This window comes from Pseudomonas salomonii (assembly GCF_900107155.1).
GTDB lineage: Bacteria > Pseudomonadota > Gammaproteobacteria > Pseudomonadales > Pseudomonadaceae > Aquipseudomonas > Aquipseudomonas salomonii.
The window spans coordinates 45,825-70,767 of the sequence record NZ_FNOX01000011.1 but is presented as its reverse complement, the minus strand read 5'-3'; the positions used below and the strand labels follow the sequence as shown (position 1 = coordinate 70,767).

Below are 24,943 nucleotides of genomic sequence, written 5' to 3'. Positions count from 1 at the left end.
TATTTACGGCAGAAGGGACTTGAATGATTATAATTATATGTTATAACTTTAATTACAAGTTGAAACTGCCGTTTACAGTATCAACGCCGAAGCCTTAATGCTAATCACATTAGGGCTTCACCTTTTATTATCGTATCACTTCATTGCTTAAAGTCAAATAAAGCCCTGATGGGCTTTATTTGTTATGTGTGTATTTGTACTCTGAACCATGTTGAAATCGCTGTTTAATGGCATAATTCATGTCGCTTGCTACATCTGGATTGATTTCTTCCAACCTGTCTTTAAGTTGGTATATGTTCTGCCTATGCATATATTGACTTTTTTGTTCCTCGTTTAATAGCCTTGGAATACATTTTTTGTCAAACACTCTATGCTCATCAATGCTATGGCTTGAATTTCCCGGCAAATGCATTTTTTTCAATGAATTAACTTCGTGCTCAATATCGCATATCAAAGCATTTTCTAATCTTTCAAGCACAACTATTTTAAGCTCATTATCAACTTCATTATTTTGGATTTGGTCCAAAATCAATGCATGTATATCGTTGGGTTCTCCTTCAATACTTCCATCTAACGCCTCAATTACGCTGTCAATAATGCCTGATATAAACCAGCTTTCTTTATAATCGGATATTAAATCATCAATCAAATCAGCATAGCTAGATGCATCAATGGTTTGTGGTTCCGATGATGTTAATTGTTCATTATTAAAATCTTCATTAAGGTAATCAATTAAATCGTCATGTTGATTTTCTTGTTCTTGATTTTCGAACTCATTATCACCATTTTGCCACACCACCTGTTCAACTGGCTTTGACGTTGTAGGTTCGTCAATGTCTTGTATCTGTGGCCCAATATCAGCCATTTCTAGCGGTGTTGGTGCTGCTGGTGTGTCTTTGGACGGGATAGCTGTTTCTGGTGCTTCTGCGGCTTCGTGAACGGCTTCTATGACTGGTTTTTCCACCTTGGCGATAGCTAGCAAGGCACCATCAACTTCCTTGATTTCAATTTCTGTCTTGCCTTTTTCACGTAGGTAATCATTCAACTGTTTAATATCTTCTGCTGAAAAGTCCTTTACGTTGGGCATTTGATATTGAAAGCCTTCTTTATCAAACAAACCTAATTCAACTGATTGCTTAATGCTTTCAATACAAAAATTCTTGTTGGTGGATTCTGTTTTGATTGCCTCGCAAGGTGAATTATTGATTAGCACAATTAAGGCATCACGCACCGTTGATGGAGTTACTTCATAAACAGAAACAGAATGTTTTTCTTTGTCGTATGAAAACTTATCGTATTCATAACCCTTTTTAGATACTGAATAGTAACGAATAATATTTGAATGCTCTTGTGCTTCGTATTTCTTTAATCTCCATTGCATTGTGTCTTTTTTGGTTTTAATTCTTGGTTCAAAGTCAATTCGTTCGCCAACCCATGCTAGGCTGTGGGTGATTCTTTCAGGTTTGAATTCTGCCGCCTGCCTTACTATATCTTTAAGCTGCTCATCATTAAACTCTTTGAATTTAGTCTTTAAAGACTTCATTGAAAGATTAACCTGTGATGCTTTTATTGAATTTTCGTTGCCATCAACAAATGAAAAAGCAAGATTTGCCGCATTGTCATTATTTATGCTGACACCAATATTATTGTCCTGTAATATTTGGAAAAGCTCTTTTGGTGATTTTGATTTTTTAGCGGTTGACCTGATAAAATCATTCATCGCTGTAAGTTGGTCAACTTTATCAGCATAAGCTTCTGGGTTGTGTTTTTTAAAGCGTTGTAAGTGAGCCGTAGGAGAATATTGGAAGTCATTAAGACGTTGCTGCTCTTCCAATACACATTTTCTATTTTCAACAACTTCAAGGTTAAATTGTTTTTCTAGCTTTGCTGCAATTCTTTCTTTCTTGTCAAAGTCATTGAAAGCTTTTGTTGTGTAGCAATTCCCAAGTTTATCTTTGTTTTTAACGACGATATGGTAATGAAGCTTACCATTATCAATGTGATAATCTGCTACGAATGTCCTTGAACCATAGACCTGCCTAACATATGACTTTACTACTTTGAACGCCTTCTGTTTATCTTCTAGTGTTAGATTGTCAACATCAAAGTCATCAGGTGAAAATGAAACAATATCGCATAATGCAGCGAATTTTTGCCCTTTGTTTAAATCATCCATAAAGTAATCAGCAATAAAATTGCTGTATGAATGGTTATCATTGAAATTTTTCACAAAAGGCAAGCTGCATGTATCTGGTTCGTTTTTGTGAAAAGCTTTTTTCAAGAAATAATCAATATTGAATACTATTTCATTCTTATTAGATAGATTGGCCGATAAATCTCCTTCTGGTTTTTTGATTATCATATATCACCATTGTTGTTGTCCTTTTCTTTGTTGTAGATAATTCTACTTTGAATATTTACACCATCAAGCAAGCTGTTAACTCTGTCCATCAGGATTTCTGCTTGTGTTATTTTTTTGTTCAATGCGTCTAATATGTTATTGAAATCAACTTCTTTTCCGTTATTAAATATCGCAACCCCATTACTGTCTAATTTATCTAATGCTGATGAAATGCCGTTCAGCGTGTTGAAAAGTTTACCAGCACCACAAACTTCGTCGATAATCTTAGCTGCTTCAATTAGCTTAGGGTCTGTATATTCAATGCATGATGTAACTCGTCTTTTAATTATTTTTGTAACGAGGCTGCTCTTGTTGGCTTTAAAATTTTTTGGAAATAGTTCTTTCATAAACTTTGCACTATCACCCGAAAAGCGAAGATGGAAACTTTCACCTCTTTTTGATTCGGATAGTTGTGAGTAGATTTTTTTAAACTCTTTCAACTCATTTTCATCTAGTTTGTTTTTTGACTTGCCATTGAAATTCTTACCTAGAATTTCTTTCGTAATCTCACCTCTTTTGGTTTTGTTTATATCTGTATCTTTATCTTTTTTCATAATGGTTCCTGATGTGGTTTGTTTGTTGTTCGCTCCTATATATTTCAAACGAAGTGCGAAATATCAAGCGTTCTTGGGAACCGAATAAGGAATAAAATGGGAACCATTTTGTTGCTTATTTGGGAACCAAGAACATTGCTTGCCTAGATAAGTAGCCTATATATAAAGTAACATACATTATAATGTTTTCAAGTAGGTGGAAATTTCAACGAAAATTTGAAATTGAAATTGTATAGCACAAAAGAAAGGCCACCGATTGGCGGCCATAATCTGGAAGTTAGCAGCAACTTACAAAGCAGTGAAAGTGTCAACCATGCAGTAGTATTTTAAAAACAATCTGGTAAAAATCTAGGCGTCTGGATTTATGTAATCCTTGTCATAGTTGTATATGGTCGTGAAGTCTTCGGGCACATGGTCGATTACATAATCAATAACGTCACCATCACTATTAACTAGACGGCAAAGTTTGTTTGCGAATTCTATTTCAATCGCGGTATTCAGGAAATCTATGCGAATGTGTTTGATGATTTTCTTTAGTTCGTTGTTGTATTGCACTCGCTTCTCTACCGCTTCATTTGTGCGATCATAAATAATGCCGCTCACATCAATATCTTTTAAGCCCATAAAAGATTTTTCGGATATGTAAATCTGGTCAAGCTCTTTCGTTCTTGTGTCGATTTCACTGTCTATATGGTTGCGATTGCTCTCTAATTCTGCAATAACCTCATTATATGTGGAGGGTATAGTTTTACCGTCCAAAATCATTGTTTTAACTTCGACTTTGAAATCTTGTAGTCTGTTGGCAATCTGATTTCTTTTAGCTTCCAGCTTCAATACTTCCGTTTTAATTTCTTTTGCGTTTGTATTTTCTTCAAGCAAAGCGGAAACATTCAAGCCATCTGTAAAAGCAAAGAACATACCAAATAATTTTTTGCCGCGAATAGATTGTTGACCAAAGTGGCTATTCAAGTCACATTTTCCGGTCATTGAGTTTGTGCAGATGAAATAGTCCCTTTCTCCCTTGTTCATATATCGAATGGTGCCACCACACCACTTGCAATAAATCAGGTCGCGAAAGACGTTATAACGTTGATTAGAATATCTACCGGCAAAAGGTCTTCTCGATTTGATGAGTTCTTGAACCTGATAAAATAATTGTTCATCTACAACGGCTGGGTAATAATTTGGAATTGAATCGCCTTCATCTTTTCTTTTTAACTGGCCGGATTCATCATAGTGAATCTTTTGCGGGGAATGCTCGCCAATCAGCTTACGGTTAGATAATAGGTATTGGGTTTGGTGGATAGCGAGCTTTTCACTATAAAGGTCATTATATTCTCGCGTTGCTTCTTGAAGACCTTTTGAAAGCGAAAGCTTGAAAAGTGTGTTAATCCTTTCGACTTTTTCATGGTCAATGACAAAGGCGTTATTTTCAACCTTTAACCATGTTGGTACTTTTTTAGTGACGATTTCACCTTCACGCATTCTTCCGCGATTGATTCGCCAAGCCTTGCTTGAAAAATCGCTTTTCCGCTTACTCTCTGCGTTAGCCCGTTCAAACTCTAAAAGGGCATTGACCCAATCAGCGAAATCAAGGTTTTCTTCTTCATAAATTTTATTTTTATCAAGAATTACAATCTTGATGCCCGAAAAGATGAGATCGGTAAAAATTTTATTAGTGCGGACAATTTTGTCACGCGAAAGCCGGTCGAAGTTTTCGATCAATAGATACGAACCTTTGTCGATTTCGCCCATCCGCACTTCTTTCAAGAATTTACCCAATACACCTTCTGAACCGGCGTTTTTGCCGTGATATGCGGACGTACCGGCGTCTTCAAGGTGTCGATCCACTTCTAGCCCATGCTTGGACACAAAAGCGTCTATAAGCTCGTTTTGACGGTTTCTAGTGCTGCCATCTTCTTGGCGGGTCGATGAAAAGCGAACGTATGGATAACATTTTTTGGTCATTTTTTAATCAACCCAACCGATGGAACGTATAGCGTAGCATGTCTGCATCTACTGCTATGCGCGGCCCAGCCACGCCTATTGGGACCTGTCGCCAGGGCTGGATTTCGAAACCAAACTGATTGCCAAGACCAACGCCGCCGACGTGCTGGAGCAACAGCTGTCCAAGCCAGGTTATGTGTGTGCGCCGATCAACCTGGGCTCCAATACCGACCCGTACCAGCCTATCGAGCGCGACTACACAATCACCCGGCAAACCCTCGAAGTGCTGCTGCGCTATCGGCACCCGGTGACCATCATCACCAAGGGCTCGCTGATCTTGCGCGACCTCGACCTGCTCACCGAATTGGCGCGCCAGCGGCTGGTGGCGGTGATGATCAGCCTCACCAGCCTGGACGACGAGCTCAAGCGCATCCTGGAGCCGCGCACGGCGGCGCCCAAGGCGCGTTTACGGGCGATTCGGGTGATGCGCGAGGCAGGTATCCCGGTGGGTGTACTGTGCTCGCCGATGATTCCGATGATTAACGACAGCGAGCTGGAAAGCCTGCTGACCGAAGCCCACGCTGCCGGTGCGCAGAGCGCCGCCTACATGATGCTGCGGCTGCCGCTGGAAGTGGCGCCGCTGTTCGAGGAATGGCTGGCGGCGCATTACCCGCAACGCGCGGCCCATGTGATGAGCCTGGTGCGTCAGGTGCGCGGCGGCGAGGTGTATGACAGCCGTTTCGGCGTGCGCATGCGTGGTGAGGGGCCGTTTGCCGATTTGCTGGCACAGCGTTTCAACAAGGCGATCAAGCGGCTGGGGCTCAATCGACGGGAAGGGTTTAATCTGGATTGCACGGCGTTTTGCCCGCCGGGCAGGCAGATGGCATTGTTGTAAACTGAAGAGAACGATGGCGTCATTCTGTAGGAATAGTCGCGTTTTGACATCACTGAAACCCGCGTTCTAGAGCGGTTCATTCAGTTTGAGTTAAGTTTCGGCGGTTACCTTGTTCAGCGAGTGACTGATGAGTCGACGCCTTGGGTTGTTTAGTTTTTCAACTTTTCCGATGGCCAGACGTCGAACTGACCTGAACACTCCCCTGCATTAATCAAGAGGATGAATCATGAGTGACAAGGATAAACAGCCGTTGGCTGCGTCGGCTTCAGCCCCTCAGGTGGCGGAGTCTGCCGATGCAGCGTTAAAGCACATCGTTGACGGCTTTTTGCATTTCCATCACGACGTCTTCCCGCAGCAGGAAGAACTCTTCAAGAAACTCGCCACGGCCCAGAGCCCACGGGCGATGTTTATTACCTGTGCCGACTCGCGCATCGTGCCGGAGCTGATCACCCAAAGCTCCCCCGGCGATTTGTTCGTGACGCGTAACGTCGGCAACGTGGTGCCGCCCTACGGTCAGATGAACGGCGGGGTTTCCACCGCCATCGAGTACGCGGTACTCGCCCTGGGCGTACAGCACATCATCGTGTGCGGGCACTCCGATTGCGGCGCCATGCGCGCGGTACTCAACCCTGACAGCCTGGAAAAAATGCCGACGGTACGCGCGTGGTTGCGTCACGCCGAAGTCGCCAAGTCCATGGTCGAAGACAACTGCGATTGCGCCAATGAAGGCGAGAGCATGAAGGTGCTGACCGAAGAAAACGTCATCGCCCAGTTGCAGCATCTGCGTACCCACCCTTCCGTGGCTTCGCGCATGGCCAATGGTCATCTGTTTATCCATGGTTGGATCTACAACATCGAGACCAGCGAAATCCGCGCTTACGATGCAGACCAGGCGGCATTCAGACCGCTGAACGGCACCGAGCCGATTCCTTGCGCGACGCCTAGAGCGCGCTTCTAAAACACTTCCCTGCCGGGTCAAGCGGTGGCTGCCATGGATGCAGCCAGGCTTTGCCGCGCCCGGCGAATCCCTCGGGAGAGCCATCATGCGTGCTGCTCAATTGAAAGCTGTATTGCCACGGGAGCTGCTGGCCTCGGTGGTTGTGTTTCTGGTCGCCCTGCCCTTGTGCATGGGTATTGCGATCGCGTCCGGCATGCCGCCGGCCAAGGGGCTGATCACCGGGATTATCGGTGGCCTGGTGGTGGGCTGGCTGGCGGGCTCGCCACTGCAGGTCAGTGGCCCGGCGGCGGGGCTGGCGGTGTTGGTGTTCGAGCTGGTGCGGCAACACGGGATGATGATGCTGGGGCCGATTCTGTTGCTGGCGGGTTTCCTGCAACTGGTGGCCGGGCGCTTGCGCCTGGGCTGCTGGTTCCGGGTCACGGCGCCGGCGGTGGTGTACGGCATGCTGGCAGGCATCGGCGTATTGATTGTGCTGTCGCAGGTGCATGTGATGCTCGACGGCGCGCCCAAACCTTCGGGGCTGGATAACCTGGCAGGCTTCCCGGCGGCCGTGGCCGAAGCGATCCCGACGCTGGGCGGCGGTCTTGGTTGGCAGGCGGGCTTGCTGGGCCTGTCGACCATGCTGGTGATGTACTGCTGGGATAAATTCCGTCCGCAAACACTGCGTTTCGTACCGGGTGCCTTGCTGGGCGTGGGCCTGGCGACGGTAACCAGTCTGGTGCTGGCGTTGCAGGTCAAGCGCGTAGAGGTGCCGGAAAATCTCGCCGACGCCATCGACTGGCTACGCCCCAGCGACCTGCTGAACCTGGCCGATCCGCAACTGCTGATCGCCGCCTTCGCCGTGGCGTTTATTGCCAGCGCCGAAACCCTGCTGTCTGCGGCAGCGGTCGACCGGATGCACAGCGGCCCGCGTTCTGATTTCGACAAGGAACTGTCTGCCCAAGGTGTGGGCAACATGCTCTGTGGTTTGGTTGGCGCCTTGCCGATGACCGGCGTGATCGTGCGAAGCTCGGCCAACGTGCAGGCCGGCGCCACTACGCGGCTGTCGGCGATGTTCCACGGTGTGTGGCTACTGGGCTTTGTGTTGCTGCTGTCGAGTGTGCTGCAAAGCATTCCGGTAGCAAGTTTGGCGGGCGTGCTGGTGTACACCGGGATCAAGCTGGTGGACGTCAAAGCGTTTCGCGCGCTGGGCCGTTATGGGCGGATGCCGATGTTTACCTACGCCGCCACGGCACTGGCGATCATCTTTACCGACCTGTTGACCGGCGTATTGGTGGGCTTCGGGCTCACATTGCTGAAGCTCGCGTTTAAAGCTTCGCGATTGAAAGTCAGCCTGATCGATTTGCCCCAGGACGGTGAGATGGAGCTGCGATTGACCGGTGCGGCGACCTTCCTGAAAGTGCCGGCGCTGACTCAGGTGCTGTCGACGGTGCCTGCGGGGACCACCTTGCATGTGCCGTTGAGCAACCTGAGCTACATCGACCATTCGTGTCTGGAGTTGCTGGAGGAATGGGGCCGGGCCAATGCGGCCAAGGGCTCGACGCTGGTGATCGAGGCGCGGGGGTTGAAGCGCAGGCTCGAAGGCCGGGTGCGGACGACGGTGGGGATAGGTTCGGCGCCTGTCTGAACTCCACAAAAAATTGTGGGAGCCGGGCTTGCCCGGCTCCCACAGTGGTTCTATGTTCACTCGGAAAATCAGGCTGGCTGATCCAGCGACAACTCAACGCCCAGTTGCCGCGACAGGCACGGCCAGCGCTTCCACGCCGCTTCCGTGTTCGGGCTCTTGAGTGTTTCGCGATACGCCTCAACCGACTCCAGCGCAAAGCTCTCTTCGTTGAGCATCTCATCCACCGCCAAATGCACGGCTTCATCCAGCTGATTGGCGAATTGCTCACCGATCAGTTGATGGGCAATCAAGTTGGCGACGGTGGTATCTGCCGGAATCAACGGCTGGCCGAAATGCTTGATATACAGGTCGTTGACCTCTTCAACCAAGCGGTGAGCCAGGTAGGCCTCATCCAGCAGGCCGTCCAGGCCTTCATGGCCGGCCAGGATTGCAGGCGGCTGCAGGAAGAAATGCTCGGCGATTTTCAGCACCGGTTTGATCTGGCTTTCGATACCGGCTTCGCGGGCCACATCGTTGGCCGCTTCCAGCAAGTCTGGAACCAGTTCGATGTAGGCAGTGACAAAGCGGGACATGACAATGTTGCTATCACCGTCAGCCAGGGAGATGGCCGAATGCAGGTGCGGCAATTGTTTTTCCAGTTGCAGGGCAAGCTGGCCCGTAGTGGCTTCGTGTTGATGGGCACGGGAAATCTGCTCGCGCAATGCGGCGGTGTTCATGAAGGCTCCAGTGAAACAGGCGTAGGAAAAGGAGAGGATAAGGTAGCTCGTTTATACGAGCGCCTAAGATGCATTTGTCATAATTATTTCATGGTTATGCGTGTGCGTTATATCGAAATGCCATCGTTCGTCGGATAAACGTTTGCGCCCCCGGTTTTATTGGGGCCGCCCGTCTGTTTCTGCTCATTTGCCCCTACACATTGCGGGGTTGCCCCGGCTGTCTATACTCGGATTTGTACGCAATTAGCTGATGACGCCCAACTGCATGACGCAGGCAAGGCTTGGCGGTTGTAAGCAGTATGGAAGCCGCTCCCTTCGCCGCAGGTGCAAACCGGCGGGATAACAAGAAACATAAAGGGGAACCCGCAATGACGCGACATCCACACGTTTGGATGGGCCTACTGTTGTGGTCAGTATTCGGCCAGGCGCACGCCGCCTGGACAACGAATATGGCGCCAGGGGCTACTGAAGTCAGTCACGCCGTGTTTGACCTGCACATGACCATTTTCTGGATCTGTGTGGTGATCGGCATCGTCGTGTTTGGCGCGATGTTCTGGTCGATGATCCTGCACCGCCGGTCCACGGGCCAGGTGGCGGCCAAGTTCCACGAGAGCACCACCGTGGAAATCCTCTGGACCGTAGTGCCCTTGCTGATCCTGGTGGCCATGGCCATCCCGGCAACCAAAACCCTGATCAACATCTACGACAGCAGTGAGTCGGATATCGATATCCAGGTCACCGGCTATCAGTGGAAGTGGCACTACAAATACCTGGGCCAGGACGTGGAGTTCTTCAGCAACCTGGCCACGCCCGCCGAGCAGATCCATAACCAGGCCACCAAAGGCGAGCACTATTTACTCGAAGTCGACCAGCCGCTTGTGCTGCCGGTGGGCGCCAAGGTGCGCTTTCTGGTGACGGCCGCCGACGTGATCCACTCCTGGTGGGTGCCGGCCTTTGCGGTCAAGCGCGATGCGATCCCCGGCTTCGTCAACGAGGCCTGGACCCGGGTCGAGAAGCCCGGCATCTACCGTGGCCAGTGCGCCGAGCTGTGCGGCAAGGACCACGGCTTTATGCCGATTGTGGTCGAGGTCAAATCCAAGGCCGACTACGACACCTGGCTGGGCGAGCGCAAAGCAGAGACCGCCAAGCTCAAGGAACTGACCTCCAAAGAGTGGACGCTGGACGAACTGGTGGCGCGTGGCGACAAGGTTTACCACACCACCTGCGTGGCCTGTCACCAGGCCGAAGGCCAGGGCCTGCCGCCGATGTTCCCGGCGCTCAAAGGCTCGCCGATTGCCATCGGGCCCAAGGAAGATCACCTGCACCGCGTGTACTTCGGCAAGCCCGGCACCGCCATGGCGGCGTTCGGCAAACAGTTGTCGGAAGTCGATATCGCCGCCGTGGTCACCTACGAGCGTAACGCCTGGGGCAACAACAAAGGCGACATGGTCACGCCCAAAGACGTGCTGGCTCTGAAACAGGCGGAAAGCAAATGACGGCCTCAACTGCGTATGCCCTGAACCGCACAGCCCCTTCCTTTGCAGGAGAACGGCCATGAGCACTGTGATCGACCATGGTCATGCCGACCATGCCCACGGCCCCGCCAAAGGCTTGATGCGCTGGGTGCTGACCACCAACCACAAAGACATCGGCACCCTGTACCTGTGGTTCGCCTTCACCATGTTTCTGCTCGGCGGCTCATTCGCCATGGTGATTCGCGCCGAGTTGTTCCAGCCCGGTCTGCAGATTGTGCAGCCGGCGTTCTTCAACCAGATGACCACCATGCACGGCCTGATCATGGTGTTTGGCGCGGTGATGCCGGCGTTCGTTGGCCTGGCCAACTGGATGATCCCGCTGATGATCGGCGCCCCGGACATGGCCTTGCCGCGCATGAACAACTTCAGTTTCTGGCTGTTGCCGGCGGCGTTCCTGCTGCTGGTCTCGACGTTGTTCACGCCGGGCGGCGGGCCGAATTTCGGCTGGACCTTCTACGCCCCGCTCTCCACCACCTACGCGCCGGAAAGCGTGACGTTCTTCATCTTTGCCATTCACCTGATGGGCATCAGCTCGATCATGGGCGCAATCAACGTGGTCGCCACCATCCTCAACCTGCGCGCGCCGGGCATGACCTTGATGAAGATGCCGCTGTTCGTCTGGACCTGGCTGATCACCGCCTTCCTGCTGATCGCGGTGATGCCGGTGCTGGCCGGTTGCGTGACCATGATGTTGATGGACATCCACTTCGGCACCAGCTTCTTCAGTGCCGCCGGTGGTGGTGACCCGGTGTTGTTCCAGCATGTGTTCTGGTTCTTCGGCCACCCTGAGGTGTACATCATGATCCTGCCGGCGTTTGGCGCCGTGAGCTCGATCATCCCGACCTTTTCGCGCAAGCCGCTGTTCGGCTACACCTCGATGGTCTACGCCACGGCGAGCATCGCGTTCCTGTCGTTCATCGTGTGGGCGCACCACATGTTCGTGGTGGGCATTCCCCTGGTGGGCGAGTTGTTCTTCATGTACGCCACGCTGCTGATTGCAGTGCCCACGGGCGTGAAGGTGTTCAACTGGGTCAGCACCATGTGGCAAGGCTCGCTGACCTTTGAGACACCGATGCTGTTTGCGGTGGCCTTCGTGATTCTGTTCACCATCGGCGGTTTCTCCGGGCTGATGCTGGCGATTGCCCCGGCGGACTTCCAGTACCACGACACCTACTTTGTGGTGGCGCACTTCCATTACGTACTGGTGCCCGGCGCGATCTTCGGCATCTTCGCCTCGGCCTACTACTGGCTGCCGAAATGGACCGGCCACATGTACGACGAAACCCTGGGCAAGCTGCACTTCTGGCTGTCTTTTGTGGGCATGAACATGGCGTTCTTCCCGATGCACTTTGTGGGGCTGGCCGGCATGCCGCGCCGGGTGCCGGACTACAACCTGCAGTTCGCCGATTTCAACATGGTGTCCTCGATTGGCGCGTTCATGTTCGGCGCCACGCAGATCTTCTTCCTGTTTATCGTGATCAAGTGCATCCGTGGCGGCCCGCCAGCGCCGGCCAAGCCGTGGGATGGCGCTGAAGGCCTGGAATGGAGCGTCCCCTCGCCTGCGCCGTACCACACGTTTACGACGCCGCCGGAGGTCAAGTGAACGCTTTATCGCGCTGTGAACACCGTCAGTGTGGGAGCGCATTCGCCTTGGGTGAGCGCCATGCTTGAGTCCGTCCCCATCAAGCGCCTGGTCACTCGCCTGCTGATCCTGGTTGTGGCCATGTTCGCCTTCGGCTTTGCCCTGGTGCCGATCTACGACGTGATGTGCAAGGCATTCGGCATCAACGGCAAGACCGCCGGGCAGTACGAAGGTGAGCAGTTGGTGGACCCTACGCGTCAGGTGCGCGTGCAGTTCATGTCCACCAATGCTATCGACATGGTCTGGGAATTCCACTCCAAAGCCGATGAGGTGGTGGTCAACCCCGGCGCCGTCACCGAGATGCTGTTCGTGGCCTACAACCCCACTGACAAACCCATGACTGCCCAGGCTGTACCGAGTATTTCCCCGGCCGAAGCGGCGATGTATTTCCACAAGACCGAATGTTTTTGCTTCACCCAGCAAGTGCTGCAGCCAGGTCAGCGCATTGAAATGCCCGTGCGCTTTATCGTCGATCGCGCCATGCCCAAGGATGTGAAGCATCTGACCCTGGCATACACGCTGTTTGACATCACTGCGCGCCAACCGCCGGTGGCCGTCCGTACCGGCGGCTAGCTACTGTTTGCCCCCTCAATCAGGAGAGCGAATACATGTCGTCTCATGATACGTACTACGTACCAGCGCAAAGCAAATGGCCAATAATTGCTACGTTTGGCATGTTGATCACGGTGTACGGCCTGGCCGTGTGGTTCAACGACCTCAAGGCGGCGCGCCCGGAATCCCACGGCCCGTGGATCTTTTTCGTCGGCGGCCTGTTGCTGGCCTACATGTTGTTCGGCTGGTTCGGCGCGGTAATCAAGGAAAGCCGCGCGGGTTTGTACAGCGCGCAGATGGACCGCTCGTTCCGCTGGGGCATGACCTGGTTCATCTTTTCCGAGGTGATGTTCTTTATCGCGTTCTTCGGCGCACTGTTTTACGTGCGGCATATGTCCGCGCCATGGCTGGCGGGCGAAGGCTCCAAGGGCGTCGCACACATGCTGTGGCCGAACTTCGAATTTGCCTGGCCGCTGCTCAACAATCCTGACCCGAAACTGTACCCGCCGCCCGAAGGCACCATCAGCCCGTGGGGCTTGCCGCTGGTCAATACGATCTTGCTGGTCAGCTCCAGCGTGACCATCACCATCGCCCACCACGCGTTGCGCAAAGGCCATCGCGGCGCGCTGAAAATCTGGCTGGCGCTGACCGTGCTGCTGGGTTGGGCGTTTTTGGGCTTTCAGGCCGAGGAGTACATGCACGCTTACAAAGAGCTGGGCCTGACCCTCGGCTCGGGCGTGTACGGCGCGACGTTCTTCATGCTCACCGGCTTTCACGGCGCCCACGTGACTATCGGCACCCTCATTCTGTTCGTGATGTTGATGCGCATCCTCAAGGGGCACTTCAACGCCGAGCACCAGTTCGGTTTCGAGGCGGCCAGTTGGTATTGGCACTTTGTGGATGTGGTGTGGATCGGCCTGTTTTTCTTCGTTTACGTGCTGTGAGGCGTTTTACCACGGTGCATGAGAGACCAACTGGCCGCTGAAAAAGCCCCAGGCGATCAAGCCCACGGTGATCGCGGCCAGTACAACACGCACGGTCAAGGCAGTGACGAGGCGGTTGGAGTTGCCCTCGTCCTTGACCAGAAAGAACAAGCCACTGAACAGGCTCACGACAGTCGCGATCAGCATCAGGGCAATGGCTGCTTTGAGCATGGTCAGGTTCCATTCGGATGGGCGGGCAATGAAAAGGCGGGCAATGAAAACAAGTATAGCCAGCGCCATAAAAGACTTTCGCCCAGGGCTCGTTCCCACGCTGGTGGTGCTCGTATTACTGCCGTTGATGGTGGGTTTGGGGTTCTGGCAACTGGCTCGCGGGCATGAAAAACAGCGGCTGGTGGACAGCTATGCCGAACGGCGCGTGGCTGAGCCGGTCAGCAGCGTTCAGCTTCAGGGCATGGCTGACCCGGCCTTTCGCCGTGTGCGCCTGCGCGGCCAATTCGACGCCGAACACAGCGTGCTGCTCGACAACCGTATGCGCGACGGCAAGCCCGGTGTTGAGCTCTTGCAGCCCTTTCATGACCAGGCCAGCGGCGAATGGCTGTTACTCAATCGCGGCTGGCTGCCCTGGCCGGACCGGCGCACGCCGCCCGTGTTCACCACGCCTGAACAACCGTTGAATCTGGATGCCTGGGTGTACGTCGCCCCCGGCGAAACCTTCCAACTGCACGCCGACCCCGCCACCACGCAATGGCCGCGCTTGCTGACTGCGCTGCATCCCGCCGCGCTTTGGGCTGAGTTGGGCCGCAGCGGTTTCGCCTTTGAGCTGCGCGCCGAGCCTGGCCCCGGCACCTACGACACGACCTGGCCGGTGGTCGCCATGGGCCCGGAAAAACACTTGGGCTACGCCGTGCAGTGGTTCGCCATGGCACTGGCGTTGCTGGCGCTTTACCTCTACCTCGGATGGCATAACAAAAAGGAGAAACCCCATGGGAGCGGCCATGAATCCACCCAGCACGTCTGAGGCGCCCGACCGGCGCAAAGGCCGCTGGCAGCTGATTCTGATTTTGATGATGGTGATCGGCCCGATGGCGCTGGCCACCTTTATGTACAAGTTGCAGTTCTGGGTGCCCGACAGCCGCAGCTACCACGGCGAGATGATCGGCAACGGCCAGACCCGCGCCGACATCGGCGTGCAGGCCGATGAAGAGCGTTGGCAACTGCTGGTTACCGCGCCCACCGCCTGCGCCGCCGACTGCCAGCAACTGGTGTACCTGGCGCGCCAGCTGCAAATCAGCCTGGGCCGCGATGCCTCGCGCGCCAGCCATGCACTGGCCGGCGCGCAACCGGTGAGCACGGATTACGACGCCAAGCTCAAGGCCGAATACCCGCAACTGCAGCGCTACCCGCTGGACCTGACCACCTTCAGTAAAAACGCGGCCGCGCCGGGTGAGGCGCAACTGTGGATCGTCGACCCCCACGGCAACCTGGTGCTGCGCTACGACGCCAAGGTCAAGGGCAAGGACTTGCTCAACGACCTGCGCCTGCTGCTGAAACTGTCGAACATCGGATAAGGGCATCGTCATGGCCAAACCTGGATTTCGCCTCGCGTTGTTTGCCACCTTGCTGGCGCTGCTGGTCGTGCTGCTCGGCGCCTATACGCGCCTGACCCACGCCGGCCTCGGCTGCCCGGACTGGCCCGGCTGCTACGGGTTTATCAGCGTGCCGCAAAGCGAAGCCCAGCTGGCGCATGCCGAGCTGCATTTTCCCGATACGCCGGTAGAGGCCGACAAGGGCTGGGCCGAGATGACCCATCGCTACTTTGCCGGCACCTTGGGCTTGCTGATCCTGCTGCTGGCGGCGCGTTCGTGGAGCCATCGGCGTGATCCGGGGCAGCCAGTGAAATTGCCGCTGTTTTTGTTGGCGGTGGTGTTTGCCCAGGCGGCGTTCGGTATGTGGACGGTGACATTGAAGCTGTGGCCGCAAGTGGTCACGGGGCATTTGCTCGGCGGCTTTGCCACATTGAGCCTGTTGTTTTTACTCACCTTGCGACTGTCCGGCGTGTTGCCCGCGCTGATCGTACCCAAGCGCCTGCAATATTGGGCGACAGCTGGGTTGGTGCTGGTGATCGGGCAGATCGCGTTGGGTGGTTGGGTCAGTTCCAACTACGCGGCCGTGGCCTGTGTCGACCTGCCGACATGCCATGGCGAGTGGTGGCCGGCGGCGGACTTTGCCAACGGGTTTCACCTCACTCAGCATATCGGCCCCAATTACCTCGGCGGCCAGCTCGACAGTGAAGCGCGCACGGCCATCCACCTGACCCATCGCATCGGCGCGGTACTGGTGACGCTGGTGTTGCTGGGCCTGGCCTGGCAATTGCGCGCCGTGGGCATGACGCGGCTGGCAGGCTTGCTGTTGATCGCCCTGGCGGCGCAAATCTGCCTGGGCGTGAGCAATGTGGCGTTCGGCTTGCCACTGCCGGTAGCGGTCGGGCACAACGCCGGTGGAGCGGGTTTATTGCTGACGCTGGTGCTGGTCAATTACCACGCCCGAACCAGCCTGGTGCGGGTGCGCAATCAGCTGCCGTTTGGCTGGCGTTTTATCCCGCGCAAACACGTGTCGGGCCTCATCACCCTTAAAGGAGAGATGCCATGGCGACCTTGATCGGCGCGCGTCACGATCAGGCGATCTGGCGGGATTACCTGGAGCTGACCAAGCCGAAAGTGGTGGTGCTGATGCTCATCACGTCCTTGGTGGGCATGTTCCTCGCGACCCGCGCCGGAGTGCCGTGGACGGTGCTGGTGTTCGGCAATTTGGGCATTGCCCTGTGCGCCGGTGGTGCGGCCGCGGTCAACCATGTGGTGGATCGGCGCATTGATGCAGTGATGGCGCGCACCCATAAACGGCCGATGGCAGAAGGGCGCGTGTCACCGGTGGCGGCATTGGCCTTTGCATTGTTTCTGGCTGTTGCAGGTTTGGCCTTGTTGCTGGCGTTCACCAACCCGTTGGCGGCCTGGCTCACGTTGGCCTCATTGCTGGGTTACGCGGTGATCTACACCGGCTTTCTCAAGCGCGCCACGCCACAAAATATCGTCATCGGCGGCCTGGCCGGTGCTGCGCCGCCGCTGCTCGGCTGGGTGGCTGTCACCGGGCATGTCAGTGCCGAGCCGCTGCTGCTGGTGCTGATCATTTTTGCCTGGACCCCGCCGCACTTCTGGGCCCTGGCCATTCACCGCAAAGAGGAATACGCCAAGGCCGATATCCCGATGCTGCCGGTCACCCACGGCGAGCACTACACCAAGGTGCATATCCTGCTCTACACCTTCGCCCTGCTGGCGGTGAGCTTTATGCCTTATGTGATCCATATGAGCGGCCTGCTGTACCTGGCGTGTGCGCTGGTATTGGGCGGGCGCTTTCTGCAATGGGCCTGGGTGCTGTACCGTGGCAGCAAGCCGCACGCGGCGATCAACACCTTCAAGTACTCTATCTGGTACTTGCTGCTGCTGTTTATCGCGCTGCTCGTAGACCACTACTTATTGTTGAACCTATGACTCGAACTCAAAAAACCGTCTTTATCCTGGTGGCCATCGTCGCGTTGATCATGGGCCTGACCGTTAACAAAGTGCTCAGCGGCAAAGGCCAGGGCGACCCTACCGCACTGATCGACGCCGGCATTATCCTGCTGCCGCAAAGCCGCCAGCTGCCGCCGGTGACCATGACCAATCAGGACGGCCAGCCAGTGGTGGTCAATGAGTTGAAAGGCAAGTGGAGCCTGCTGTTCTTTGGTTATACCTTCTGCCCCGATATCTGCCCGACCACCCTCGCGCAACTGCGCCAGATCAAGAGCGAGCTGCCTAAAGAGGCGGTGGATAAGTTGCAGGTGATCCTGGTCAGCGTTGACCCGAACCGCGACACGCCGACCCAGCTCAAGCAGTACCTGGGCTATTTCGACCCCCAGTTCGAAGGCCTGACCGGTGCGAATGTGGAGGATGTGCAGAAAGTCTCGAACGCGGTGAGCATTCCGTTTATTCCGGCCGATACCAGCAAGCCCAATTACACCGTGGACCACAGCGGCAACCTGGCGCTGATCGGCCCGGATGGGACGCAGCGTGGGTTTATTCGTGCGCCGCTGAATAATCAAAAGCTGGTGGCGCAGTTGCCGGGTTTGCTACAGCGCAAATGATCGTTCCCACGCTCTGCGTGGGAATGCCTCCTGTGACGCTTTGCGTCACGACCTCAACAGCGGGACGCAGAGCGTCCCGGGCTGCATTCCCACGCGGAGCGTGGGAACGATCACTCGCCTCCCTAGCAAACTACACAAATCACCTGTGGGAGCTGGCTTGCTCGCGAAGGCGGTGGTTCAGTCAATAAATTGGGTGACTGACACTCCGCATTCGCGAGCAAGCCCGCTCCCACAGTGGTTTTTGTGCAAGGGTTGAACAGGGTGTCGTCGGAGATTTCCCACGTGTTGTCGCGCTGTGCGTGAACTTGTTGGACGGTCTTGGGGTGGCTAGTCTTTGGCCTGTCGCTGCAAATTCAGTGACAGGGCGTAGGAACCCTTTTATGTACCCTTGGCGTCATAGCGCCATCGTCTGATTGCGGCGTTTTTTTTGTGCCCGTACTATCAGTCGCGGCGGCTATGCGCGGGCACGTTTCGACGTGGCTGAGATCCCCGGGTACTCGGTTCCTACCCCGCGTATGGCTGCCACCCATGCCCGTAGGAAGGCTGTTGGCAGCTCCTGTTTATACCCGGAGTTGTCCCAATGCAAACACTTACCCCTGATCCACCGATCACACCCAAAGTCTTCACTCGACACCATCACCAGCTGCATGCCGTGCTGATAGAAGACCAGCCATGGTTCAGCGCCTGCGACATCGGCCATCTGATGGGCCTGCACCTGAACCCGGCGCTACTGCGCAAGCTCGATCCCGACCAGCAACACACCCTGCCCCTGATCACTCATGGCCACTGTGCGCCGACGTTGATGGTCAGTGAGTCTGGCGTCTACGCGCTGCTTATCTACCACTATTACCCGGAGAATCGGTGCCTGCGCCAATGGTTAACCCATGAGGTGATACCGGCCCTGCGCTGACAGCAAAAGCCACACAAAACAAATGTGGGAGCTGGCTTGCCTGCGATAGCGGCGGGTCAGCAGGATGATCGTTCCCACGCTCTGCGTGGGAATGCCTCCTGTGACGCTCTGCGTCACGACCTCAACAGCGGGACGCAGAGCGTCCCGGGCTGCATTCCCACGCGGAGCGTGGGAACGATCAGTCGCCACCCCAACCAACTACACAAATCCCCTGTGGGAGCTGGCTTGCTCGCGAAGGCGGTGGTTCAGTCAATAAATTGGGTGACTGACACTCCGCATTCGCGAGCAAGCCCGCTCCCACATTTTGATCTTCGGTGTTGTGACGATCGGGTTTGATCAGAACGCCGGCAGAATCGCGCCTTTGTACTTCTCAAGAATGAACGCTTTCACTTGCGGCGTGTGCAGGGCTGCAACCAGCTTCTTCACGGCGTCCGAATCTTTGTTGTCGTCGCGGGTCACCAGGATGTTTACGTAAGGCGAGTCGTTGCCTTCGATCACCAGGGCGTCCTTGGATGGGTCCAGCTTGGCTTCCAGGGCGTAGTTGGTGTTGATCAGCGCCAAGTCGACCTGGGTCAGCACGCGCGGCAGGGTCGCGGCTTCCAGTTCGCGGAATTTCAGGTTTTTCGGGTTGCCGCTGATGTCCTTGATGGTCGACAGGATGTTGGTCGGGTCCTTCAGGGTGATCAGGTTGTGCTTGGCCAGCAGCAACAGGGCGCGACCGCCGTTGGTGGCGTCATTCGGGATCACGACGTTGGCGCCGCTTGGCAGGTCTTCCAGCTTCTTGTACTTGCTGGAGTAGGCGCCCAGAGGCTCCAGGTGTACCGCGGCAACGCTCACCAGGTGTGTGCCCTTGGTTTTGTTGAACTCATCCAGATACGGCTGGTGCTGGAAGAAGTTGGCGTCCAGGCGCTTTTCAGCCACCTGTACGTTTGGCTGCACGTAGTCGGTGAAGACTTTGACCTGCAAGTCCACGCCTTCTTTGGCCAGTTCAGGCTTCACGAATTCGAGGATTTCCGCGTGGGGCACCGGCGATGCAGCGACTGTAATAGTCTCGGCAGCGTGGGCAGAAAACGCGGCAACGGCGGCGAAAGCAACCAGTAGTTTTTTCATCCAACAAGCTCCTTGTTCGGGCATGTGCCGGCGGGGGCCGACAATGGCCGTTATTTTCGAGAGTAGTGTGTCACCAGCTTATCGCCGATGGTTTGCAGAATCTGTACCAGCACAATCAACATCACCACGGTGACGACCATCACGTCGTCCTGGAAGCGCTGGTAACCATAGCGGATCGCCAGGTCACCCAGCCCGCCAGCACCCACGACGCCGGCCATGGCGGTGTAACCCACCAGGGCAATGGCAGTGACGGTGATTGCCGCAATGATGCCGGGTTTAGCCTCGGGCAGCAGTGCCTTGGTGATGATCTGCCGAGTGGTGGCGCCCATGGCTTGAGTCGCCTCGATGATGCCGCGATCCACCTCGCGCAATGCAGTTTCCACCAGTCGCGCGAAGAACGTCGAAGCGCCCACCACCAAGGGTGGAATCGCGCCGGCCACGCCGAGCGAAGTGCCGGTGATGAAGATCGTCGTAGGGATCATCACAATCAGCAGAATGATAAACGGCAGAGAGCGTATGGCGTTGACGATAAATGCCAGCACGCCATAGGTGGCTTTCTGCTCGAGCAACTGACGCGGGCTGAACAGAAACAGCAGAACGCCCAGCGGCAAGCCAACCAGTACGGTGAAAACCAGCGAGGTGCTGAGCATCAGCATGGTGTCGCCGGTGGCAACCCAGATGTCGGCCCAGTCAACTTTGTCGAAATAATGCAGTAACGCGTCCATTAACGCAGTACCTCCATGTGCACATCGGCTGCGGTAAAGCGGGCGAAGGCCGCTTCCATGTCACCGCCGGTGATGGCCAGGGTCAGTTGCCCGTAGGGGGTGTCTTTGATGTGGTCGATGCGACCGGCGAGGATGCTGTAGTCCACGCCCGTTTCGCGGGCGACGGTCCCCAGCAATGGCGCGTAGGTCGCTTCGCCCTGGAACGTCAGGCGCACGATGCGGCCCGGTACATGGGCAAACGCGTCACGCTGCTCGCCTTCATCGACTTGCTCGGCTTCTTGCACAAAGCGCTTGGTGGTCGGGTGCTTGGGGTGCAGGAACACCTCGGCCACCGAGCCTTGCTCGACGATCACACCGGCGTCCATCACGGCCACCTGATCGCACACGCGGCGGATCACGTCCATTTCATGGGTGATCAGCACGATGGTCAGCTTCAGCTCGCGGTTGATCTCAGCCAACAGTTGCAGCACCGAGGCGGTGGTTTGCGGGTCGAGAGCGCTGGTGGCTTCGTCGCACAGCAGAATTTTTGGCTTGGTCGCCAGGGCGCGGGCGATACCGACACGCTGCTTCTGGCCGCCGGACAACTGCGCCGGGTACTTCCTGGCATGGTCCGACAGGCCCACGCGGGCGAGCAACTCAGCCACGCGCAGGTCGATGTCTTTACGCGACAATTCGCCGGCCAGGGTCAGTGGCAGCGCCACGTTGTCGGCAACGGTCTTGGACGCCAGCAGGTTGAAGTGCTGGAAGATCATCCCGACTTGCTGGCGAAAACGGCGCAGGCCGTTGGCGTCCAGGGCGGTGACTTCTTCACCATCGACGTTGATCTGACCGCCGCTTGGCTGTTCCAGGCGATTGATCAGGCGCAGCAGGGTACTTTTGCCCGCACCGGAGTGGCCAATCAGGCCGAACACCTGGCCGTTCTCGACGCGCAGGCTGGTGGGGTGCAGTGCGGGGATTTCCTTACCGGCGACGCGGTAGGTTTTATGGACGTTATGAAACTCGATCACGTAGCGAACCTTGTGGGGCGCATGGAAAAGGGATCAGCGGTTAGCCGGGCGCGCATTTTAGCCTGTCCGTATAGCGTTTCTTAGCATTTATTTCGCATTCAACCAGCGATTTGGCAATAACGCGATCAAAGGTCATAAAAAAGGAACGGCTAAAAACCCCATCAGTCACTACTTAAGCAACGCGATTTCCTCAGGTGCCGTGCCTGGGGTTTTGCTCAAACGAGCCGGGGGTCCGCTCTGGCCACTTTGATTAAGGAGTTTTGCCTGATGAGTACCAAGAAGCCAGCCACCCCGCCCAAGAGTGAGCTTGCGGGCACCGATACCGTGGACCGCGGCAACACCAACGCCAAGCTGCAGGCCCTGGAAGAATTTCGCTCCGATGCGACCGGCCAGGCGCTGCGCACCAACCAGGGCGTAAAGATTTCCGATAACCAGAACACCCTTAAAGTCGGCGCCCGTGGCCCCTCGCTGCTGGAAGACTTCATCATGCGTGAGAAAATCACGCACTTTGACCATGAGCGCATCCCGGAGCGCATCGTGCATGCCCGTGGCACCGGCGCCCATGGTTATTTCCAGACGTATCAGAACCATTCGGCGCTGAGCAAGGCCGGGTTCCTGCGCAACCCGGAGCATAAAACCCCGGTGTTCGTGCGTTTCTCTACCGTGCAAGGCCCGCGTGGTTCGGGCGATACCGTGCGTGACGTGCGTGGCTTTGCCGTGAAGTTCTTCACCGACGAAGGCAACTTCGATCTGGTGGGCAACAACATGCCGATCTTCTTCATTCAGGATGCAATCAAGTTTCCTGACTTTGTGCACGCCGTAAAACCTGAGCCGCACAACGAAATTCCTACCGGCGGCTCGGCCCACGACACGTTCTGGGATTTCGTCTCGCTGCAGCCGGAATCGGCGCATATGGTGCTGTGGGCCATGTCCGACCGTGCCATTCCGAAAAGCCTGCGCTCGATGCAGGGGTTTGGCATTCACACCTTCCGGTTGATCAATACCGAAGGTAAGTCCAGCTTCGTTAAATTCCACTGGCACCCGAAAGTCGGCACCTGCTCGCTGGTGTGGGACGAAGCGCAAAAGCTTGCCGGTAAAGACACCGATCACCACCGTCGCGACCTGTGGGAAGCGATCGAGGGCGGCGACTACCCTGAGTGGGAATTGGGCGTGCAAATCGTCGCCGAAGAGGACGAGCACAAGTTCGACTTCGACCTGCTCGACCCGACCAAAATCATCCCCGAAGAGCTGGTGCCGATTACGCCGCTGGGCAAAATGGTGCTCAACCGCAACCCGGACAACTTCTTTGCCGAGGTCGAACAGGTCGCCTTTTGCCCCGGCCATATCGTGCCGGGTATCGACTTCACCAACGACCCACTGCTGCAAGGCCGTCTGTTTTCCTACACCGATACGCAGATCAGCCGACTCGGTGGCCCGAACTTTCATGAGCTGCCGATCAACCGGCCGGTCACGCCTTTCCATAACGGCCAGCGTGATGCCCAGCATCGCACGGTGATCGACAAGGGTCGTGCGTCCTACGAGCCGAACTCGATTGATGGCGGTTGGCCGAAAGAAACGCCACCAGCGGCTCAAGATGGCGGGTTCGAAACGTATTACGAGCGTGTCGACGCCAACAAGGTGCGTGAGCGCAGTGAGTCGTTCGGCGACCATTTCTCCCAAGCCACGCTGTTTTTCCACAGCATGAGCCACCACGAGAAAGAGCACATCATCGCGGCTTACAGCTTCGAGTTGGGCAAGGTGGAGCGTGAGTTTATTCGCGCGCGTCAGGTCAACGAGATCCTCGCCAATATCGACCTGGAACTGGCCAAGCGCGTTGCCCAGAACCTCGGCTTGCCGGCACCGACCAAAGGCACCGTACCGCCACGCAAGACGTCGCTCAAAGAGTCGCCGGCGTTGAGCCAGGTGAACCTGCTGTCGGGCGATATCAAAACGCGCAAAGTCGCGATTCTTGCGGCTAACGGTGTGGATGGCGCGGCGATCGCGGCGCTGAAGACGGCGCTGGCCGCCGAAGGTGCGCATGCCAAGCTGCTGGGGCCGACGTCGGCACCGGTGAAGACTGCGGATGGCAAGAGCCTGCCGGTGGATGCGTCGATGGAAGGCATGCCGTCGGTTGCGTTTGATGCGGTGTTCGTACCGGGCGGTAAAGAGTCGATCAAGGCGCTGAGCGGTGATGGCGTGGCGTTGCACTTCCTGTTGGAGGCGTACAAGCACTTGAAGGCGATTGCGGTTGCCAGTGAGGCCAAGTCGTTGCTGGATCAGCTCAAGCTGGAGGCGGATGCGGGGTTGATCGTTGGCGCGGATGCCAAGGCGTTCAAGGCATTCTTTGCGGCGATTGCGCAGCATCGGGTGTGGGCGCGGGAGCCTAAGGCCAAGGCGATTCCGGCTTAAGCTTTTGGTTGGCTGTTAGACCGCCTTCGCGAGCAAGCCCGCTCCCACCTTTGACCTAGTTCCAAGTTTGGAATGCGGTCAAAGGTGGGAGCGGGCTTGCTCGCGAATGGCTTTACTCGGTTTTGCGCGGAATCAACACAACCTGCGCCGGGATGTGTTTCACAATCTGCCGGTGAATCTTCAGGTCATACGCTGAATCAATGCGCTTCACCCGTTTGGTCAGCAACGTGGCCAGCCACGGGTAATCCTGGGTGCGCGGCGCCTGAATGGTTACATCGCACTGGTAATTCACCACATCGGTGGCGATCGCATCCAACTGATGGCGAAGTTCTTCAATATCGGTGAGGTTCAACGCAACCGTGGTGCTTTGAGCCGCCGGGTCGATGACTTTGGCGGGTGGCTTGGCTTCAGCGGCTTTCAGGGCGGCTTCGGCTTTATCCAGCTCGGCTTTGCGGGCGTGGCTGATGGCGCTGTTGACGCCGCCCGTGAGCGCCGGGGCCTTGGGCATCAAGGCGCGTGCGCGGCTTAACGCCGTAGCGGCGGCATTCACGTCACCTTTTTGCAACACGATCTGGCTGCGCTGCAGGTAGGCTTCGGCCAATTGGCGCTGATAGTTTTCCAGCGCCGGGTCGTTGGGCGACTGGGCTTGCAGCGCGGCCAGTTCGTCTTCGGCGGTGGCCAGTTCACTGCTGGCCAGGTTTTGCTCCAGCTGCGCGATGGCCGCAGCACGCGGGTCCTGCGCCTGAGGGGCGACGGGCGGTGTGCTTTGGCAGGCGCCCAGCAGCAGGGAAAATGCGGCAAGGAGCAGATAACGGGAGTTGAACGGCTTCATTC

General features: G+C 55.6%; 22 protein-coding genes and 1 pseudogene. 14 read left to right on the top strand and 9 right to left on the bottom strand.

Going from position 1 to position 24,943, the window contains the following annotated elements:
- Positions 1-175: 175 nt before the first annotated feature.
- The 3 genes from BLV67_RS23680 to BLV67_RS23670 all read right to left on the bottom strand — a co-directional run bounded on the left by BLV67_RS23680 (position 176) and on the right by BLV67_RS23670 (position 4,923).
- Positions 176-2,362: a relaxase/mobilization nuclease domain-containing protein gene (locus BLV67_RS23680; RefSeq protein ID WP_069785808.1), complete on the bottom strand. Its 2,187-nt coding sequence runs from the start codon at positions 2,360-2,362 to the stop codon at positions 176-178.
- Entirely contained in the window at positions 2,359-2,955 is a 597-nt protein-coding gene (locus tag BLV67_RS23675; RefSeq protein ID WP_069785809.1) for a hypothetical protein, read from the bottom strand. Before BLV67_RS23675 ends, BLV67_RS23680 begins: the two co-directional genes overlap by 4 nt.
- Before the next feature lie 348 nt (positions 2,956-3,303).
- A complete protein-coding gene (locus tag BLV67_RS23670) occupies positions 3,304-4,923 on the bottom strand; it encodes a recombinase family protein (RefSeq protein ID WP_074854534.1) in 1,620 nt (539 codons plus the stop codon).
- Between the two features lie 37 nt (positions 4,924-4,960).
- Here BLV67_RS23670 and BLV67_RS23665 point away from each other — a divergent pair.
- The 3 genes and pseudogenes from BLV67_RS23665 to BLV67_RS23655 form a co-directional block, all read left to right on the top strand.
- Positions 4,961-5,797: pseudogene (locus tag BLV67_RS23665) on the top strand (PA0069 family radical SAM protein); the annotation flags it as partial.
- Between the two features lie 226 nt (positions 5,798-6,023).
- On the top strand, positions 6,024-6,755 hold the full coding sequence (locus tag BLV67_RS23660) for a carbonic anhydrase (protein WP_065931983.1): 732 nt from the start codon (positions 6,024-6,026) through the stop codon (positions 6,753-6,755).
- 85 nt (positions 6,756-6,840) lie between these two features.
- On the top strand, positions 6,841-8,382 hold the full coding sequence (locus BLV67_RS23655) for a SulP family inorganic anion transporter (RefSeq protein WP_069785811.1): 1,542 nt from the start codon (positions 6,841-6,843) through the stop codon (positions 8,380-8,382).
- 68 nt (positions 8,383-8,450) lie between these two features.
- Here the strand turns inward: BLV67_RS23655 and BLV67_RS23650 are convergent, their stop codons facing one another.
- Complete coding sequence (locus BLV67_RS23650) at positions 8,451-9,098, bottom strand: hypothetical protein (RefSeq protein ID WP_065931981.1); 648 nt, start codon at positions 9,096-9,098, stop codon at positions 8,451-8,453.
- 368 nt (positions 9,099-9,466) lie between these two features.
- Here BLV67_RS23650 and coxB point away from each other — a divergent pair, with 368 nt between their 5' ends.
- Genes coxB through BLV67_RS23630 form a run of 4 tightly spaced genes read left to right on the top strand, consistent with a single transcriptional unit; the run spans position 9,467 to position 13,771 of the window.
- Positions 9,467-10,594, top strand: coding sequence for a cytochrome c oxidase subunit II (coxB, locus tag BLV67_RS23645; protein WP_065931980.1), 1,128 nt, complete (start codon positions 9,467-9,469; stop codon positions 10,592-10,594).
- Positions 10,595-10,652: 58 nt separating this feature from the next.
- Positions 10,653-12,236, top strand: coding sequence for a cytochrome c oxidase subunit I (gene ctaD / locus BLV67_RS23640; protein WP_053253655.1), 1,584 nt, complete (start codon positions 10,653-10,655; stop codon positions 12,234-12,236).
- Between the two features lie 60 nt (positions 12,237-12,296).
- Positions 12,297-12,848: a cytochrome c oxidase assembly protein gene (locus BLV67_RS23635; RefSeq protein WP_056860996.1), complete on the top strand. Its 552-nt coding sequence runs from the start codon at positions 12,297-12,299 to the stop codon at positions 12,846-12,848.
- Between the two features lie 35 nt (positions 12,849-12,883).
- Positions 12,884-13,771, top strand: a complete 888-nt coding sequence (locus BLV67_RS23630; RefSeq protein ID WP_065931979.1) for a cytochrome c oxidase subunit 3 — start codon at positions 12,884-12,886, stop codon at positions 13,769-13,771.
- Between the two features lie 6 nt (positions 13,772-13,777).
- Here BLV67_RS23630 and BLV67_RS23625 read toward each other — a convergent pair whose 3' ends face one another.
- Entirely contained in the window at positions 13,778-13,981 is a 204-nt protein-coding gene (locus tag BLV67_RS23625; protein WP_016969525.1) for a twin transmembrane helix small protein, read from the bottom strand.
- A gap of 43 nt (positions 13,982-14,024) precedes the next feature.
- Here BLV67_RS23625 and BLV67_RS23620 point away from each other — a divergent pair, with 43 nt between their 5' ends.
- The 6 genes from BLV67_RS23620 to BLV67_RS23595 all read left to right on the top strand — a co-directional run bounded on the left by BLV67_RS23620 (position 14,025) and on the right by BLV67_RS23595 (position 18,858).
- Positions 14,025-14,789 (top strand): SURF1 family protein, encoded by a 765-nt coding sequence (locus tag BLV67_RS23620; protein ID WP_065931978.1) that lies wholly within the window; start codon positions 14,025-14,027, stop codon positions 14,787-14,789.
- A complete protein-coding gene (locus BLV67_RS23615) occupies positions 14,755-15,339 on the top strand; it encodes a hypothetical protein (protein WP_065931977.1) in 585 nt (194 codons plus the stop codon). The genes BLV67_RS23620 and BLV67_RS23615 overlap by 35 nt, the downstream gene beginning before the upstream one ends.
- 10 nt (positions 15,340-15,349) lie before the next feature.
- Complete coding sequence (locus tag BLV67_RS23610; RefSeq protein WP_069785812.1) at positions 15,350-16,429, top strand: COX15/CtaA family protein; 1,080 nt, start codon at positions 15,350-15,352, stop codon at positions 16,427-16,429.
- Positions 16,417-17,316: a heme o synthase gene (cyoE, locus tag BLV67_RS23605; protein WP_069785813.1), complete on the top strand. Its 900-nt coding sequence runs from the start codon at positions 16,417-16,419 to the stop codon at positions 17,314-17,316. The genes BLV67_RS23610 and cyoE overlap by 13 nt, the downstream gene beginning before the upstream one ends.
- On the top strand, positions 17,313-17,948 hold the full coding sequence (locus BLV67_RS23600; RefSeq protein WP_056861000.1) for an SCO family protein: 636 nt from the start codon (positions 17,313-17,315) through the stop codon (positions 17,946-17,948). Before cyoE ends, BLV67_RS23600 begins: the two co-directional genes overlap by 4 nt.
- 580 nt (positions 17,949-18,528) lie before the next feature.
- Entirely contained in the window at positions 18,529-18,858 is a 330-nt protein-coding gene (locus tag BLV67_RS23595; protein WP_069785814.1) for a BRO-N domain-containing protein, read from the top strand.
- Between the two features lie 336 nt (positions 18,859-19,194).
- On the opposite strand, the gene BLV67_RS23590 is transcribed toward BLV67_RS23595, so the two are convergent.
- Genes BLV67_RS23590 through BLV67_RS23580 form a run of 3 tightly spaced genes read right to left on the bottom strand, consistent with a single transcriptional unit; the run spans position 19,195 to position 21,700 of the window.
- Positions 19,195-19,968 (bottom strand): MetQ/NlpA family ABC transporter substrate-binding protein, encoded by a 774-nt coding sequence (locus BLV67_RS23590; RefSeq protein WP_069785815.1) that lies wholly within the window; start codon positions 19,966-19,968, stop codon positions 19,195-19,197.
- A 50-nt stretch (positions 19,969-20,018) separates the two neighbouring features.
- Positions 20,019-20,693: a methionine ABC transporter permease gene (locus tag BLV67_RS23585; protein ID WP_065931971.1), complete on the bottom strand. Its 675-nt coding sequence runs from the start codon at positions 20,691-20,693 to the stop codon at positions 20,019-20,021.
- Positions 20,693-21,700, bottom strand: coding sequence for a methionine ABC transporter ATP-binding protein (locus BLV67_RS23580; RefSeq protein ID WP_069785816.1), 1,008 nt, complete (start codon positions 21,698-21,700; stop codon positions 20,693-20,695). The genes BLV67_RS23585 and BLV67_RS23580 overlap by 1 nt, the downstream gene beginning before the upstream one ends.
- A gap of 267 nt (positions 21,701-21,967) precedes the next feature.
- On the opposite strand from BLV67_RS23580, the gene katE reads away from it, so the two are divergent.
- Entirely contained in the window at positions 21,968-24,109 is a 2,142-nt protein-coding gene (gene katE / locus BLV67_RS23575) for a catalase HPII (RefSeq protein ID WP_065931969.1), read from the top strand.
- Positions 24,110-24,221: 112 nt separating this feature from the next.
- Here the strand turns inward: katE and BLV67_RS23570 are convergent, their stop codons facing one another.
- On the bottom strand, positions 24,222-24,941 hold the full coding sequence (locus BLV67_RS23570; protein ID WP_065931968.1) for a PA5502 family lipoprotein: 720 nt from the start codon (positions 24,939-24,941) through the stop codon (positions 24,222-24,224).
- Positions 24,942-24,943: the final 2 nt, after the last annotated feature.

Coding starts and splice junctions, on each gene's coding strand:
- katE (WP_065931969.1), top strand. CDS start 21,968: ATGAGTACCAAGAAGCCAGCCACCCCGCCCAAGAGTGAGCTTGCGGGC.
- BLV67_RS23620 (WP_065931978.1), top strand. CDS start 14,025: ATGAAAACAAGTATAGCCAGCGCCATAAAAGACTTTCGCCCAGGGCTC.
- ctaD (WP_053253655.1), top strand. CDS start 10,653: ATGAGCACTGTGATCGACCATGGTCATGCCGACCATGCCCACGGCCCC.
- BLV67_RS23595 (WP_069785814.1), top strand. CDS start 18,529: ATGCAAACACTTACCCCTGATCCACCGATCACACCCAAAGTCTTCACT.
- BLV67_RS23675 (WP_069785809.1), bottom strand. CDS start 2,955: ATGAAAAAAGATAAAGATACAGATATAAACAAAACCAAAAGAGGTGAG.
- BLV67_RS23630 (WP_065931979.1), top strand. CDS start 12,884: ATGTCGTCTCATGATACGTACTACGTACCAGCGCAAAGCAAATGGCCA.
- BLV67_RS23585 (WP_065931971.1), bottom strand. CDS start 20,693: ATGGACGCGTTACTGCATTATTTCGACAAAGTTGACTGGGCCGACATC.
- BLV67_RS23615 (WP_065931977.1), top strand. CDS start 14,755: ATGGGAGCGGCCATGAATCCACCCAGCACGTCTGAGGCGCCCGACCGG.
- BLV67_RS23680 (WP_069785808.1), bottom strand. CDS start 2,362: ATGATAATCAAAAAACCAGAAGGAGATTTATCGGCCAATCTATCTAAT.
- BLV67_RS23625 (WP_016969525.1), bottom strand. CDS start 13,981: ATGCTCAAAGCAGCCATTGCCCTGATGCTGATCGCGACTGTCGTGAGC.
- BLV67_RS23590 (WP_069785815.1), bottom strand. CDS start 19,968: ATGAAAAAACTACTGGTTGCTTTCGCCGCCGTTGCCGCGTTTTCTGCC.
- BLV67_RS23655 (WP_069785811.1), top strand. CDS start 6,841: ATGCGTGCTGCTCAATTGAAAGCTGTATTGCCACGGGAGCTGCTGGCC.
- cyoE (WP_069785813.1), top strand. CDS start 16,417: ATGGCGACCTTGATCGGCGCGCGTCACGATCAGGCGATCTGGCGGGAT.
- BLV67_RS23635 (WP_056860996.1), top strand. CDS start 12,297: ATGCTTGAGTCCGTCCCCATCAAGCGCCTGGTCACTCGCCTGCTGATC.
- coxB (WP_065931980.1), top strand. CDS start 9,467: ATGACGCGACATCCACACGTTTGGATGGGCCTACTGTTGTGGTCAGTA.
- BLV67_RS23650 (WP_065931981.1), bottom strand. CDS start 9,098: ATGAACACCGCCGCATTGCGCGAGCAGATTTCCCGTGCCCATCAACAC.
- BLV67_RS23660 (WP_065931983.1), top strand. CDS start 6,024: ATGAGTGACAAGGATAAACAGCCGTTGGCTGCGTCGGCTTCAGCCCCT.
- BLV67_RS23610 (WP_069785812.1), top strand. CDS start 15,350: ATGGCCAAACCTGGATTTCGCCTCGCGTTGTTTGCCACCTTGCTGGCG.
- BLV67_RS23600 (WP_056861000.1), top strand. CDS start 17,313: ATGACTCGAACTCAAAAAACCGTCTTTATCCTGGTGGCCATCGTCGCG.
- BLV67_RS23570 (WP_065931968.1), bottom strand. CDS start 24,941: ATGAAGCCGTTCAACTCCCGTTATCTGCTCCTTGCCGCATTTTCCCTG.
- BLV67_RS23670 (WP_074854534.1), bottom strand. CDS start 4,923: ATGACCAAAAAATGTTATCCATACGTTCGCTTTTCATCGACCCGCCAA.